The sequence below is a fragment of the Shewanella sp. DAU305 genome, from assembly GCF_026802235.1.
Classification (GTDB): domain Bacteria; phylum Pseudomonadota; class Gammaproteobacteria; order Enterobacterales; family Shewanellaceae; genus Shewanella; species Shewanella baltica.
This window is the reverse complement of sequence record NZ_CP113808.1, coordinates 4,760,933-4,775,580: the sequence shown is the minus strand read 5'-3', so window position 1 is coordinate 4,775,580 and position 14,648 is coordinate 4,760,933. Positions and strand designations below refer to the sequence as shown.

Annotated in this window: 16 protein-coding genes; 6 read left to right on the top strand and 10 right to left on the bottom strand. The window is 46.3% G+C overall.

Annotation, left to right across the window (positions count from 1 at the left end; genetic code table 11):
* Positions 1-131 precede the first annotated feature (131 nt).
* The 3 genes from OX890_RS20305 to OX890_RS20295 all read right to left on the bottom strand — a co-directional run bounded on the left by OX890_RS20305 (position 132) and on the right by OX890_RS20295 (position 1,825).
* Positions 132-404: an HU family DNA-binding protein gene (locus OX890_RS20305; protein ID WP_006079990.1), complete on the bottom strand. Its 273-nt coding sequence runs from the start codon at positions 402-404 to the stop codon at positions 132-134.
* 159 nt (positions 405-563) lie between these two features.
* Positions 564-1,361, bottom strand: a complete 798-nt coding sequence (locus OX890_RS20300) for a response regulator (RefSeq protein WP_126492811.1) — start codon at positions 1,359-1,361, stop codon at positions 564-566.
* 83 nt (positions 1,362-1,444) lie between these two features.
* Positions 1,445-1,825: a hypothetical protein gene (locus OX890_RS20295; protein ID WP_126492810.1), complete on the bottom strand. Its 381-nt coding sequence runs from the start codon at positions 1,823-1,825 to the stop codon at positions 1,445-1,447.
* A 127-nt stretch (positions 1,826-1,952) separates the two neighbouring features.
* On the opposite strand from OX890_RS20295, the gene OX890_RS20290 reads away from it, so the two are divergent.
* Positions 1,953-2,462: a DUF4240 domain-containing protein gene (locus OX890_RS20290; RefSeq protein WP_006079993.1), complete on the top strand. Its 510-nt coding sequence runs from the start codon at positions 1,953-1,955 to the stop codon at positions 2,460-2,462.
* 13 nt (positions 2,463-2,475) lie between these two features.
* Here OX890_RS20290 and OX890_RS20285 read toward each other — a convergent pair whose 3' ends face one another.
* The gene (locus tag OX890_RS20285; protein WP_126492809.1) at positions 2,476-2,790 is read right to left on the bottom strand and encodes a hypothetical protein; all 315 of its coding nucleotides are present in this window, start codon (positions 2,788-2,790) and stop codon (positions 2,476-2,478) included.
* A 135-nt stretch (positions 2,791-2,925) separates the two neighbouring features.
* On the bottom strand, positions 2,926-3,234 hold the full coding sequence (locus tag OX890_RS20280) for a hypothetical protein (RefSeq protein WP_012090285.1): 309 nt from the start codon (positions 3,232-3,234) through the stop codon (positions 2,926-2,928).
* A gap of 277 nt (positions 3,235-3,511) precedes the next feature.
* Here OX890_RS20280 and OX890_RS20275 point away from each other — a divergent pair, with 277 nt between their 5' ends.
* Positions 3,512-4,036 (top strand): DUF3016 domain-containing protein, encoded by a 525-nt coding sequence (locus tag OX890_RS20275; protein ID WP_012090284.1) that lies wholly within the window; start codon positions 3,512-3,514, stop codon positions 4,034-4,036.
* A 45-nt stretch (positions 4,037-4,081) separates the two neighbouring features.
* On the opposite strand, the gene OX890_RS20270 is transcribed toward OX890_RS20275, so the two are convergent.
* Positions 4,082-5,839: a GGDEF domain-containing protein gene (locus tag OX890_RS20270; RefSeq protein WP_107403547.1), complete on the bottom strand. Its 1,758-nt coding sequence runs from the start codon at positions 5,837-5,839 to the stop codon at positions 4,082-4,084.
* Between the two features lie 160 nt (positions 5,840-5,999).
* The gene (locus OX890_RS20265; RefSeq protein ID WP_006079998.1) at positions 6,000-6,308 is read right to left on the bottom strand and encodes a hypothetical protein; all 309 of its coding nucleotides are present in this window, start codon (positions 6,306-6,308) and stop codon (positions 6,000-6,002) included.
* Positions 6,309-6,356: 48 nt separating this feature from the next.
* Between OX890_RS20265 and OX890_RS20260 the strand changes: the two genes are divergently transcribed.
* Positions 6,357-7,259 (top strand): TraB/GumN family protein, encoded by a 903-nt coding sequence (locus OX890_RS20260; RefSeq protein WP_126492808.1) that lies wholly within the window; start codon positions 6,357-6,359, stop codon positions 7,257-7,259.
* A gap of 34 nt (positions 7,260-7,293) precedes the next feature.
* Here OX890_RS20260 and OX890_RS20255 read toward each other — a convergent pair whose 3' ends face one another.
* Entirely contained in the window at positions 7,294-8,067 is a 774-nt protein-coding gene (locus tag OX890_RS20255) for a methyltransferase domain-containing protein (RefSeq protein WP_126492807.1), read from the bottom strand.
* A 415-nt stretch (positions 8,068-8,482) separates the two neighbouring features.
* On the opposite strand from OX890_RS20255, the gene OX890_RS20250 reads away from it, so the two are divergent.
* A complete protein-coding gene (locus tag OX890_RS20250) occupies positions 8,483-9,313 on the top strand; it encodes a MaoC/PaaZ C-terminal domain-containing protein (RefSeq protein ID WP_011845701.1) in 831 nt (276 codons plus the stop codon).
* An 80-nt stretch (positions 9,314-9,393) separates the two neighbouring features.
* On the opposite strand, the gene OX890_RS20245 is transcribed toward OX890_RS20250, so the two are convergent.
* Positions 9,394-10,284 carry an aldo/keto reductase gene (locus tag OX890_RS20245; protein ID WP_268649819.1) on the bottom strand — a complete coding sequence of 297 codons (891 nt, stop codon included), beginning with the start codon at positions 10,282-10,284 and terminating at the stop codon, positions 9,394-9,396.
* Between the two features lie 204 nt (positions 10,285-10,488).
* Between OX890_RS20245 and OX890_RS20240 the strand changes: the two genes are divergently transcribed.
* Positions 10,489-12,261: a formate--tetrahydrofolate ligase gene (locus OX890_RS20240; protein WP_268649818.1), complete on the top strand. Its 1,773-nt coding sequence runs from the start codon at positions 10,489-10,491 to the stop codon at positions 12,259-12,261.
* Positions 12,262-12,412: 151 nt separating this feature from the next.
* Here the strand turns inward: OX890_RS20240 and OX890_RS20235 are convergent, their stop codons facing one another.
* Positions 12,413-14,062, bottom strand: coding sequence for a mechanosensitive ion channel domain-containing protein (locus OX890_RS20235; RefSeq protein ID WP_126492804.1), 1,650 nt, complete (start codon positions 14,060-14,062; stop codon positions 12,413-12,415).
* Between the two features lie 245 nt (positions 14,063-14,307).
* On the opposite strand from OX890_RS20235, the gene OX890_RS20230 reads away from it, so the two are divergent.
* Positions 14,308-14,637 carry a hypothetical protein gene (locus tag OX890_RS20230; protein ID WP_006084232.1) on the top strand — a complete coding sequence of 110 codons (330 nt, stop codon included), beginning with the start codon at positions 14,308-14,310 and terminating at the stop codon, positions 14,635-14,637.
* Positions 14,638-14,648: the final 11 nt, after the last annotated feature.

The window sequence follows — 14,648 nt, the reverse complement described above, 5'->3', positions numbered from 1 at the left end:
AATAAAATGTTTTTATTTGCCAGTTTATGGGGCAGAGGCGCACTCTTGTTGTGCAAAAAACATTCAGCGTTTCACTGGGATAGGGCAAAAAAAACGCCTCACAATGGAGGCGTTGTTTTGAATTTTCTAGCTTAGTTTACGCTGTCGCGTAGGGTTTTACCCGCTTTAAACTTAGGCACAGTCGCTTCAGCGATTTGAATTTCTTTACCCGTTTGTGGGTTACGGCCGGTGCGAGCTGCACGAGTTGCAGTTTCAAACGAACCGAAGCCTACGATGGAGATTTTGTCACCATTTTTCATTGATTCGGTAATGGCTGCTTCAAAAGACTTCAATGCGCGTGCGGCTTCTACTTTCGTTAGATCGGCATTTTCTGCAATTTTGGCGATAAGTTCAGTTTTGTTCATTTTTATTGTCTCTTCTTTCCGTAGATTTATTTGAAATAAGCGTGCCTAACATGCCATAAGGTTTAGCGCTTGGAAAGCCTTTTGCGTCTAAGGTGCCGAAGGATGTTCGGTAAAGCGCAGAATATTTGCTCAGTTCGTGACTTAAGTTTTATTCTGATTTTATTCTTCTAACAGTTGATAGAGTAATTTTTTAACCAATTTGGGTTCAAAGGGCTTGTCGCATAAGGCATTCACCCCCGCTTGGGACACATTGCTGAGGTGGGTATCGTTGGCTTCGGAAGATACCATTAAGATGGGAATGTGCGATTGCTGGCTTTCGCTGCGAATATATTGAGTCAGCGCAAGACCATCTACGCTGGGCATATTGTAGTCAGTGATGACTAAGTCGAACATATTGTTTTTCATCAACGCTATGGCCTGTGCACCATCTTCGGCCTCGGTAATCAGTTTCATCCCTAAGTTACCGATAGTGCGTTTAATGACATTTCTTGCCATACGGCTATCATCGACCACTAATACGCGCACATCTTGCACATCGAAGTTACTGAGGTCGAGTTCATCGTGGCTGAGCAGATCGATAGTGGCATTTAAGGCTGTGGCTAAATGGTCGGCACTGAAGGGCTTAGGCAGGATAGCGACCACACCCGATTGGCGGAATATCTCAAGTTGCTCACGGCGACACTCACTCGAGACCAGCATAAATTGAATATCTTTGCAGTCCGCGTTAGCCCTTAGGTAACCCAAAAGATCAATGGCGGTGCCATCATCAAAATGCATGGCGCTGGCGATAAGATCGGGTTTGTGGCGAGCAATAATATCTTTAGCCGCTTCGATATTTTCTGCGGTTTGAATGCTGAGAATACCTTCTTGTTGCAAGCGCTGAATAATTATTCGACGCTGGATATCTGAAGGTTCTACCAAAAGAATGGATAGTTCACTGGGCGATAAATGGCTCATAGTCTACTTCAAGTTAAGATTCGCAAGTATTTTATTGGGTCGCTAAACTACGCTATTAGTAACAGCTTAGCAACAAATGTCCATTACTGCGTTTGACGGGTCAAATAATGACTCGTGACCTTAGAAAATGCGATCCAATATTGCAGGAGTAAAATGATAATAATGCTTATCGTCAGCGGCAACATAGGAATATTGTGGCCAGAAACAATCACTTTTACATCTTCAGGGGTTATACGATAGGCAATAATCGCTGTAATGCCTAGGGCGGAAAATCCTAAGGTTTGCATGCCGATATAAATCTTCAATACTAAGCTCGACCACGGCGTGCGCATCATTATGCCAACGAGCACGGGGAGTACGCCCAGGGTAAATACATCAAAGGATTGCGTTGTCACAGCCCGTAAAAGTGCGGCAATGCTGAAGAGGCAATATAAAGAGATCAGTAGCATAAGACGTTTAGGCATAGATGTATGTGTAGACAGGTAGCGAAGAAGATGAGCAAGTGTAGGAAATGCCCTAATCCGAGTCCAGCATAACCTTAATATCGTGTAGAATATGCCTTTTTGTGAAAGGCTCTAATAGGTGAAGTTTATGACAGAAGTTGAGTTTTGGGGTTTAGTCACGCGAACGGAAGCGGCGCAATCACAGGAGTCTTTGACTCAAGCACTGAAGCAGAAACTCGCCGAACTGAGTAATGAAGAGTTAAAAGCCTTCGATAAAATCTTTGGTCAGCAGATGCGCCGGAGCTATTTGTGGTCGGTGTGGGGTGCGGCTTACATTATTACTGGCTGTGATTCTGAATATGCTTTTGCCGAATTTAGGTGTTTTTTGATTTCACTCGGCAAAGAAATCTACGATGGTGTAGTCAATCAGCCTGACACTTTAGCGCGTTTAGCCGCTTGGCCTGAGCGAGATGCCTATGCTTATCCCTTTGTGGATGAATACGATCTTATTGCTGGGCAATTATACGAAGATAGAACCGGTGATGAGCTGCCCTTTATGCCATCGGGCAAGGCGACGCCCGTGGGGAAAAAATTTAGCACTAAGCCCAAGGATTTAAAGCAACAATACCCTGAGCTCAGCGCTCGTTTTCCATTTTAATCTTGGCAATCGCTTATGAGCGTAAGCAGGCATTGGTTGTGACATCGAAGGTCATGCCGTATTTAGGGCAGATGTCATTCATAAACTCATGTTCTTGCAGGGTTAATTGCTGAGTAAAATCTTGCTTAAGCTGCTCAGTCATTTGGGTTTCAGCCGCATGTTGCGCCTGAGCCAATTTGCTAAAATGAGCGTTAACCGCCTGTTGTTGGCTGATGGTCAATGGCGCCGCATGGCTTGAAAGACTTATGCAAGTTCCGATCGTTAGCAGAGCCAGTAAAGCGAATTTATGAGAGTAAAAATTTGATAAGTTTGCTGTTTTTAGGTTCATAGGTAAGCTCCAAATTAAAAATTACGTTTAACACGTCAGTTCTAAATCGTGCATCCTTAGACGGTAAAGAAAACGAGTTGTGCTGTGAGGGGCTTAGCTTATTGTATAAATATTGAACCTATGCTGAACGGTTAGTTAGCGCTCATTTTTCATTTCTTTGCATTGAAAGCCTTGCTTGCGTGTATCGAACTGGCACATAGAACCACATTCCCAAGGTACATCGTCGTAAAAGGCCGATTGTTCGCGAGCAAAATCGCGGCAGGTCTCATAGCTGTCAAAGTTATCGGTTTTTTTATACTTTCCAGAGTCATAGCCATGGTTATAGATAAAGGCAGACCAAGTTTTAGGGCCGGTATTTTTATCACTCGGGGAGATAAACCAAATCGCACTAACCACGCAGGTAAACAGGATAAGAATGAACACAGGTACAACGGGGAATTTCATTTTTATTAAGTGAGCCATGTAAACAATAGCGGAAGGATAACGTTTTTTTTGTGGTTATGCGCGTAAAATGTTCACAAATTGATAACTATGCACTTACTTAGTACAGTCTCGATACAAAAAGATACGTGTCAATTGTGGTTATCAGATAAAATTTACGTATTTATACAAAAGCTTACACAGCATTAGCTGTACTTATATCAGTTTTGCGTTAAGCTCTAGTTCAGGTTAGATTTTGTACTGTGGTTCTCAGAAAGTTATCTAGGCCTTGGAGGCAAACATGAAAATTCAGTCCCTTTTACTCGCAGGTGTATTAAGTTGCAGTGCGGCTTGGGCGGCCGATGAAGCGCCAGTGAATCCCGTCACCGAAGATGGGGTGGTTAAAATTGTTTGGCAAAGTCCTAAGGATTTTCGCGATATCAAATCATCGGGGGAAATCCAATCCCGCTATGAGAAGCGCTTATTTGAGACCTTAACAGAAAACATCAATAAAGAAGCAGCGAAGATTTTAAAGCCGAATCAAAAGCTTGAAATGACGATCACCGATGTTGATCTGGCGGGGGATATGCGCCCAACCTTTGGTGCGACCGCCAATGATTTACGCATTATTAAAGACATTTATCCACCGCGTATAACTTTTTCCTATCAAGTTTTAGAAAACGATAAAGTGATTATTGCGGGTGATGAAAAACTGACGGATATGGGTTTCATGGGGGGGATACAGTCTCTAAGTGACAAACCTTTTATGTACGAAACCAAAATGTTGACTGATTGGTTAAAGAAGACGATTGCCCCACAACTTTAATCGTCAATCCTTCAATTGTTAAATCGGTCACTTAAGACTTAAGACTCAAGCACTGAGCGCTTGAGTCTCGATAGTAAGGTGATTTTCTAACAGGTAAAATCCGTTATTCGCGGATTTTGCCTGTTTTTTTGCCCGGGCACTTAAGGTCGACAGGCTATGTTCATTGGCGTTAAAGGTCAGTGCTGGTGGCAAGATACCCACGCACAGGCTGATCAATTGATGGTAGCAGGCTTCGCCTTGTCTATCGTCGGCGAGCATCTCTTGCGCTTGCCAATGCTCGGCGCTGTAAAACAAATGCTTATGGGTTTCAAAGTCCGCTAGAATTCGCTGACAACGGCTGATCATATGTTCACAGGTGCTGATAATCACAAAGTCATCGCCGCCGACATGGCCGACAAAGCAATTGTCACTTTTATATTTCAGTAACAGATTCGTCACTTCACAAATCACTTCATCACCGCGACAAAAGCCATAAATATCGTTATAGGGCTTAAAGTTACATAAATCAAAATAGGCTAGATAAAAGTGTTTCTTTTGGATTTTAAGGCGTTTTAATTCCTCCTGAATGGGCACATTGCCTGGCAAGTCTGTCAGAGGATTTGCATGGCGGGCCATCTTAATTCTGTGCTCTGTGATCCTTTGCAGCAAATCCTTAGTGTGGCCTATGCCGAGCAGTTTGCCACGGCGAAGTATGATGAACTGCTGAGCGACTGTATTGGCCGTCTCTGAGGTCAGCAATTGGCTCACAGTAGATAAGGGTTCGTTGGCTTCAATTTGGATGACCTGCGGGTCCATCACTTCACTTACGGCATGATTCTCATGCAAGGCTCGGCCATAGGGCGTACTGAAAAGTTCGAGTAAGGTCGCGCGGCTGATAATCCCTAGCGGTAACTGATTATCGACCACAACCACTGCCTGCAGTGCGGGTTGCGAGCTAAAGGTGTCACTTAAAAATTTGAGTTTGAGTGTGGGCGCCACTGTAATGGCGTTCGTGCACAGGCTTTCGGCGGATTCGCTGTATCTAGGTTGAATCTGAGTATTGTTTGGCACTAAGGTCGCTTTCATCGCGCGGCAGGGGAGCACTTCTGGACGACCTAACAAATAGCCTTGGCAATAGACGATACCCAGTTGTTTGAGTACGGCTAATTCCTCTTGCGTTTCAATCCCTTCTGCTATCACTTTGCAGGTTAAGCTTTGGCATAACTCCACAATTGAGCGGACAAACTCTTGTTTGACGGGGGTCGAATCAATTTCATGGATAAAGTGGCGGTCGATTTTGACATAGTCGGGCGACAATTCTGACCAAAGTCTTAGGCCTGAATAACCCGCACCTAAGTCATCGATGGCCGTTAAAAAACCTTGGCTGCGATAATGATTCAAGCAAGATTTGAGTAAGTCGATATCATCGGCGGGATATTGCTCTGACAGTTCAATCACCACCTGCGATGGCGCTATGCCGAGTTGTTGCAACAGCTGTAAGGTCATGCCCTTGGGGTGCGCGGGATCTAATAATGCCTTGGGTGAGATATTGATAAACAGCTTGCCTTGGAACTGACGCAGCTTAAATTGCTCGAGTGAAATGCGCCGACAAAGGGTTTCTAACTCGCTTAACTTGCCTTCATGCTCTGCTGTCTGAAATAGCGGCACTGGGGAGTATAACGGGCTGTGTTCAGGGCCGCGGCTCAAGGCTTCAAAACCGTGGATTTTATGTTCTAATATATTGAAAATTGGCTGAAATAAGGGATTAATTGCCGATTTAGAAATTATTTTATCGAGCTCTTTAGCCAGATCTAAACTTGTCATTACGTCAGCCCTTTCGTCTATGTGAGCGGAGTCTATGACTTAGAAATGACAAAATGATGACAATTTTGAGGGAGCTTAGCGCCAGCTATGCGGGGGTTTTGAGTGGATAGCTGATAAAAAGAGCTGAAGGCTACAGGCGAGTTTCAGCTCTTCATCTTGGTTAGCTTTGTGTCTTAAAGGCCTGCAGTGTTTGCAGTAAAGCGCCGAGCTGGCGCACATAGGTTTCGAGTTCTTTAGGATCGAGCGCTTCATATTCTTCCATACGAGTTAAGTCATCGACCAACTCTTGTACATAGGGCAAAAAACGATTACTCGAAGCGATAAAACCTTGTTCTGCCGTGAATATGCTGGTGAAGTTTCCATGGCCAGCTTTCTTTAGCTCATCTAACTTAGCGTCGGCGTCTATGGCTTGGCGATAGGCGATTTGAAGATTTTCTTTCAGTTGCTCTATAACCTTGGTATGTGGCATAACAGCGTCTCATTGCAAAATTTGCAGGAATTATAAGGGGCAAAGGATATGGCAACAAGCCAATGGCGATTAATTGCATCAATCTGTTTTCTGGCGTTGACGGGTTGGAGCACCAAAGCGGTGAGTGCCGAAACCGATAAGCCGCCATTTTATCAAGTGCAATGGCAAGGAAAGAGCGCGTATCTACTGGGTTCGATTCATATTGGACGTGCCGATTTTTATCCTTTACCCACCCAAATTGAAACCGCGCTGGGCAAAGCGAAGGGCTTAGTCGTGGAAGTCGATATGAATAAAGCCGATAGCAATGCCTTGCTGCGCCAATACGGCCGCGCCGATAAAACCAAAGGTTTAGATTGGCAGAGCCGAGATAAACAAACGGTGGAGAGCATGACGCCCTATTGCGCTGCCACGGCCAATGTTTGTCAGTCGATTCAATCCTTCGCGCCTTGGCTGCAAGCCACGCAAGTTAACTTAATACGTTATAACAACTTAGGTTACAGCACGGATTATGGCGTTGATATGCAGTTGATGGCCCGTCATGCGGCTTTACCAGTGTATCAGTTAGAAACCGCCGAGTCGCAATTTCAGTTATTAGCGTCGTTTGATAGCCAAGCGCAGTGGTCTATGGTGCGTGAGGCAATTAGTACGTCGGATGCAGACCTTTTGTCGTTAATTGCGGCTTGGCGCTCAGGTAATGAAGCTGAGCTTGATAGCATAATGCAGGAGCAAATGGGCGGCGAGGACGACACTGAGATGCTAGAGAAAATTCTCTGGCGGCGAAACCATGTGATGGCTGACGGCATTATAAAATTAATGGGCTCGACTGAAATAACTGCACCATTATTTGTGGTGGTTGGTGCGGGTCATGTGGTGGGCGATAAAAGTGTGGTGCAACTGCTAGAGCAAGCAGGCGCCAAAGTGAGCGCCTGCTGGAAACAGACTTGCGAGTAATCGTTTAGGACACAGGGTTTATAACGACGCGCATTTAAACTGCGGGGCTTTGCCCTAAAAAGTGCACATATCGGCCGAGGGAAATATAGGGCTCACGTTGTGAATAATTGAGCTCCATTTGCAGCAGTTTTTGATAATCGAAATCCACTGGCTGACTCTTTTTCAAATAGTCGTGGATCACCCGCACGCCGGACTGGCTGATAAGTGACATCTGCCACTCGTTAAACCACTCTTTAACCTCTTGAATATAAAGTGGATGTGTGGGGGTTAACCGCACTTTTTTCTTCACTTTTAAATCCGCGGCGACGTAATCGAAATTACCCGACACTAAGGCATGAAAACGCATGGCCTCTTTGTTGTAAAACATCAAAGAGAATATTCCCGCGGGTTTAAGCATAGTGAGTAGGCCCGCCATCGTGGGTTTAGCATCCGTTAACCATTCGACGACGGCATGGCACAATATGATATCGAAATAGCCATGGTGCTCGACCGATAGTGCTTGAATAGGCGCATGGATAAGCTGGATAGCTAATGGTTCAGGCGAAGCATCTATCTGTTCTTGCGCTTGCGCCAACATCTCCGCTGAAATATCGCACAGCACCACTTCGTGGCCGAGGCGGGCTAATTTTTGGCTAAAGTAACCAAAACCACCGCCTGCATCTAATACCCTGAGTTTTCTATCCCCCAGTTTTGCTAGCGCAGGTGCGAGGTCGCGCCACAGTACGGCGGCACGAATGTCGCCTTTAGGCGTACCATAAATATTTTTCGCAAATTTTTGCGCGAGCTTGTCAAAATTCTTATCTTGCACGTGATAACTAGGTTAAAGAGAGTGGAACGATAGTGTGGCACAGACGTAAATTTTTCGCACTCAGGAGATGTTATTGCCGAATCGAGATGGACAGATTTACATCGTGATATTTTAATCTATTGATTTTATTGGTAGTAATTATTCCTACTAAACTTAGGGATACACAGAACTCTGTCCTCTGGGTTATAATCACGCCGTTTTCGACAAACCTGACTCTATAGCTATCCATTCGGTGAGTCAGCATCAGCCCTTATTAAGACGCAGCGCTGCCTGTTTTACACTCGTTATCAACTTGATTGAGCAGACGTTACTCGTCTGTGCGGGGTAATTTATGGCAATGCATTTATGTGCCAAGGGATAGTTAATTAAAAGGTACTCAGACTTGAATAATGCATATTGTGTTGAATTGAACGCGATGCCGTCGCTGTTTTCTCTTTATCGCAAGATCTTCTTTGGCCGTAAGCCGGGTTGGGATCAGCAACCGCTGCCCCATATTAAGGTGACCGCGCCACATGTGACTGTGTCTGAAACTAAAGTAAGCCAATACGCGCAGGTGTGTGGTTTTCAATTTGACGGTAAAGTGCTGCCGCCAACCTATCTCTATGTGATGGCATTTCGCCTCCATGCGGTGATTTTTACCCACGATGGCATCACTTTCCCGCTGCTTGGGATGATCCACCTTAAGAACCGCATTCAAGTGTATCGCCCAGTGACGGTTGACGAGACTTTCTCCCTCGAATGCGCATTGACCACAAGCCGTGAGACTGATTCCGGCTTAGAGTTTGAATTTGTGTCTAAGGCGTTTGTGGGTGAAGAACTCGTTTGGGAATCGCTATCCACCTATTTATATCGTATCGATGTTGCTGGACGCCGGGTTCGTCCACCTAAAGCCATTGATATGGCGTGGGAAACGCCGCAAAGCTGGCGCTTGAGTGAAGATTTAGGCCGTCGTTATGCTAAGGCGTCTGGTGACTATAACCTGATCCACTTGCATCCTGTGCTCTCAAAGCGTTTTGGTTTTGATCGCGTGCTCGCCCATGGTATGTGGTCTAAGGCCCGTTGTTTGGCTGAGTTGATGCCAAGTATCGGCGATCGTCCATTTACTGTGGATGTGACCTTCAAACTGCCACTGTTGATGCCTGCCGATGTCGGGTTTGGCTATGAGCAGAACACCGATAATATGGTATTTGAATTACGTGACAGCAAAGGCCGTCGCCCGCATTTAAGTGGCGATGTGCAGTTTTAAGTCGCACTCAATAATGCATACAACAACGGCGCCTTCTGGCGCCGTTGTTGTTTATGGTTGTTGCGTTTGGGAGGTAAAAATTAAGGTACGCTGTGACCCATAGATGCCTGCCAAATACTGAACCATTGCTGGCGATCGAGCTGGATCTCATTGGAGGCAACGGCACTCTTGATCCGCTCGATATTGCCACTGCCGATAAGTGGCACGGGTCGGCTTGGTAGCATACGAACCCAGGCATAAATCACTTGGCTAATATCTTGAGTTCCCACTTGCTCGGCGATGAGCTTGAGGGTTTGATGCAAGCGAACCGCCTGTGGATTTGTGGTTTCAAAAATCTTTCCACCCGCTAAGCACGACCAAGCCATAGGCCGAATACGACGTTGCTGGCACAAATCGAGCGTACCGTCGTGAAGGGGGCACATCGCCAGTGGCGAGAGCTCCACTTGATTGGTGACTAAAGGGGCATCTAAGCGCGATTGCAACAAGAAGAACTGTGCATTGGTGAAGTTCGATACGCCAAAATGCTGCACTTTACCTGCTTGCTTGAGGATCTTAAATGCCTCGGCGACCGCATCAGCGTCCATCAAGGGATCGGGTCTGTGGATCAGCAGCAGATCTAAATAATCGGTATTGAGCTGTTTAAGGGAATGCTCGACGCTGGCAATAATATGCTCACTGGAGGTGTCGTAGTGATTGACGTAGCGCTCAGGGCGGCAGGCAAACGCGGGTTTAATGCCGCATTTACTGACAATTTGCATCTGTTGGCGCAGCGCTGGCTTTAAGGCTAATGCCTCGCCAAACAAGGTTTCGCATTGATATTGGCCATAAATATCAGCGTGATCCATAGTGGTCACGCCTAATTCTAGGTATTGCTCAATCAGGCTAAGGCGCTGCATGGGCGTCATGTCCCAGCTTTCCATTCGCCAGAAACCGGCAACAAATTCAGAAAAAGTAAAATGGGACTCGCTCATGCTGTTCCTCTTTGGGACTGTGTGCTTTTGATTTATAGGGTGCAGGGCAAAATATTTGATGCAGATTAAGGAATCGCTCATTAACCCTTTCGATGGCTATATATCTTAAAGCCAATCACCTAATATCCGCCCTATTCAATGAGTGTTGTGCTTAGCAACCCCTCATACTAAACCAAAGCGTATCTGAAAGGGAGAAATCGACGCATGCTGACAGATATGGATATTTCGAGTCGCGCAAGCCTTAAAAACATCACCGAAATTGGCGCCGACTTAGGCCTGTTACCCGAAGAGATGATGCTATTTGGTCACACTAAAGCCAAGGTGGAGCTCAGTGTGTTGCAGCGTTTAGCGGGGCAACGCAAAGGTAAATTGATTATCGTCACCGCAGTTACGCCTACTCCCCACGGCGAAGGTAAAACGGTGACGAGCATTGGCTTAACACAATCGTTAAATGCCATAGGCCAAAAGGCCTGTGCTTGTATTCGCCAGCCTAGCATGGGACCTGTGTTTGGGGTGAAAGGCGGTGCTGCGGGTGGCGGTTATGCGCAAGTGGTGCCCATGCAGGAGATGAACTTACATCTCACGGGTGATATTCATGCCGTCAGCAGTGCCCACAATTTAGGGGCCGCGGCGATTGCGGCGCGGCTATTCCACGAGACGCGCTTAGGTAAAACAGAATTTGAAGCGCAATCTGAACAAGCGTTTTTGGCTATCGATCCTAACGAGATCCGCTGGCACCGAGTGGTCGATCATAATGATCGCTGCCTTAGACAAATTCATGTGGGCTTAGGTGATAATAACGGCCCAGAGTACGAATCCAGTTTTGATATTACCGCTGCCTCTGAGTTGATGGCGATTTTAGCCTTAAGTCATGATTTGGCGGATATGCGGTCGCGGATCGGTCGTCTAGTGTTAGCCTTAAATACCCAAGGGCAAGTGATTACCGCCGAAGACTTAGGTGTCGCTGGGGCGATGACGGCCATCATGGCCGATGCGATAAAACCGACGTTAATGCAGACCTTAAATGGCTCGCCTTGTCTGATCCACTCAGGACCCTTTGCCAATATTGCCCACGGTAACTCGTCAATTATTGCCGATGATATCGCCCTCAGGCTGGCGGACTTTGTGGTGACTGAAGGCGGTTTCGGCTCGGATATGGGCTTTGAAAAGTTCTGTAATATCAAGGTGCGTCAATCGGGTCAGGCGCCAGCCGCCGCTGTGTTGGTGACGACTTTAAAAGCGCTGAAGGCCAATAGTGGCTTGGCAACTGAGGTGGATAGCAATGTATCAAATATCCATGTGCCAAACATCAGTGCGACAAACATCAGTGCGACAAATATCAATGCCCCAGATCAGGCTCGACTCGAAGCGGGCTTTGCAAATTTAAACTGGCATATCAACAATGTGGCGCGTTATGGCATTCCTGTGGTGGTTGCGATTAACCGTTTCGCCACTGATTCCGATGCTGAGTTGCAATGGCTAATGGAAGCCGTCAATGCGAGCGCTGCATTTGGCTGTGAAATCAGCGATGCCTTCAGCCAAGGGGAAGCGGGCGCTATCGCCTTAGCGCAAACTGTGGTTCGCGCCGCTGAAACTAAGAGTCAGTTCAAGTTGTTATATCCAGATGAAGCCTCATTGGAGGCTAAGTTATCCACCTTAGCCGAAGTGGGTTATGGCGCTAAAGGCGTGAGTCTGTCTATCGAGGCGAAACAACAGGCGCAGCAACTGACCGCGCTTGGCTATGGACATTTGCCTTTGTGTATGGCCAAAACGCCGTTATCCATTAGTCACGATCCTAGCTTAAAGGGCGTTCCTAAGGATTTTGTGGTGCCAGTGCGAGAGTTAGTGTTACATGCGGGGGCGGGATTTATAACTGCCTTAGTGGGTAATGTGATGACTATGCCAGGACTTGGGCTTAAACCGGGATACTTGAAAATCGATATTGATGCCAAAGGTGAGATAGTCGGTTTAGGCTAACGTTTAGATTCAAAACTAACATTTCAATGAAAACTCACGCTTAGATGCAAAAGCGCTGCAGAGATAAAAAAGGGCGAGCTTGCTGCTACGCCCTTTGACTCTGGTTTAACGTGCTTATACTGGTTTAACGCTTTAGCTGGTTTTAGAAAGGTTACTTCGTGGTTTGATAGATATGCACATCGCGCTGCGGGAACGGAATGCTGATCCCTTCGGTGTCGAAACGCATTTTCACTTCACGGGTAATGTCCCAATACACTTCCCAATAATCTTCCGGTTTCGCCCAAGGGCGCACGATAAAGTCGACCGAAGATTCTCCCAGCAGATGCAGCTTAATCGTCGGCGCTGGCAGTGCTTGTACCTTTGGATGCGCCTCGACGATGGATTTGAGAATCGCTTCAGCATGTTCGATATTGTCGCTGTAACCAATACCAAATGTCATATCCACCCGACGTTGGTGCTCGGCCGTAATGTTGTTAATGGTGTCGCCCCAAATCTTATTATTAGGAATAATAAGACGTTGGTTATCCATGGTTTTAATCGTGGTTGAGACCAGACTCATGTGGCTCACTCGACCCGTGACGCCAGCAGCGTTGATCAAATCACCCACATCGTAGGGACGATAAATTAAGATCATCATGCCAGAGGCAAAATTCGACAGGGTATCTTGCAGGGCAAAACCAATAATCACACCCGCGATACCAAAGCCTGCGAGTAGCGGCCCAAGTTCGATCCCAAGCTGGGACAGGGCGACCAACAGTCCTATGGTAAAGACGGCTTTGCCTGATAGCGAGGTGAAGAAGTCTTGTAATAACTTGCTCAAATTCAACTTGGAATTGCTAACGGTATTCTTCACTATCTGTTTGGCTAACTTGCCGGCTAGACCCGCGATAATTAAGATCAAGCAGAATACAAACAACTTAAACACGACGGTAGGGCCATGATTTATCGCTTGTTCCTGCGCCGTGTTCAGCCACTGCTCGACTAAGCTTGAGGCCACATCAAAGCTCAATACGTCCTGAGTAATATCGCCTGACACACTAAACAAGGTCTTTTTCAGCGCGGCGGTATCTTGGCCTAAAGCATCGAGTAAGTTGATGTCGATATTTAAGCTTTGGCTATTTTGGGCCAAGCGTTCCTTTAGCATCATCACGTGGCTGGTTTGCGCCGACGTGACATCTTTACCGGCATTGGTTGCGGTATCGACCGCAGCTTGCAGTTGCTGCTGAGTGTAAGTCACTAAACTTTCTAGCATATCTGCACGCGCAATCAAAATTTGCAGCAGGGACTTTTGTGCTTCGCTAACATCTTGGCCAACCTGTTCGAGCCAATTGAGTGTCTCGAGTTGCTGTTTGTAATAGGTGTCTTTGTCTAATTCGCGCTTAGAGATATCGAGCAGAATCGCATCATCTGTACCCGAGCCTAGTTGCTGCTCCAATTTATCAATGTTGTCATCGATATAGGTATCAATCTGTTGGATGTAGTTAAGTTGCCCTTGGATCAATGGCTGCAGAAAAGCACTGTCGATCGGCGTTGCTTCGAGCAAATCTTTAATCTTATTACGTAACTGTAAGGTTTTGTTTTGAATGCGATATTCGACAATCGTTTTCAACTCACCTTTGGCATGTTTCAGCTTATGGATATCGGTATCGATAGCTTGTTGCAACATAGCCAGTTCGGCTTTGACCGCCACAGCTGTGGTTGATGTACTTTCGGTTGCCGCGACAGGTTCGGCTTGCGCTGGGGATGAGAGACTTAATAATGGGATAAACAGGGCAAACACTAGAGCGAGGTAGCGATGCATAGGTGTGATCTTAAATAGAAATATGTCTGAGTATGATAGTGGCTGCCGGATTGACTGTAAAACGTCGTTGAGTGAAATTTGCTTCGGATCTAAGGTTTTTTGCCGCAGGGGTTTACTTGGTTTGCTTTAGGGCTCTTGGTTTTATCCGCAATTTCGACAAGATTAGCCTTTTATCAGCATTTGCAGGCCGCACTCTGGCAGGGATCTGGTAAACTTGCGCATCGCTATTTAGGAATCGTGTTTTCATGTTGTGTTCCCATTGTAATCAGTACATCAAGGTCAGTGACATCACCCAACAAAGAGGCAAAGGCTTCGACGCCCAAGTGCGTTGTCCTCACTGCACCGCTTGGTTAGGCCGTAGCCCAACATTGGCTAAGCTTAAGTTATTAGGCTTTTATTTGAGTGTGTTTACAGCGGGATACAGTTATTTCGATGCCTCAGTGCGGCACTTTGCGATCCCTGTGATGATTTTTTCGCTGATGTTGTTGTTCGTGAGTCACTTTATGGACCAAGTGATCACCATTGAAGCGCCGGAACCCGTCGATGATAGTGACCAAAGACAGAAGTACCGATAACAAAACAATAA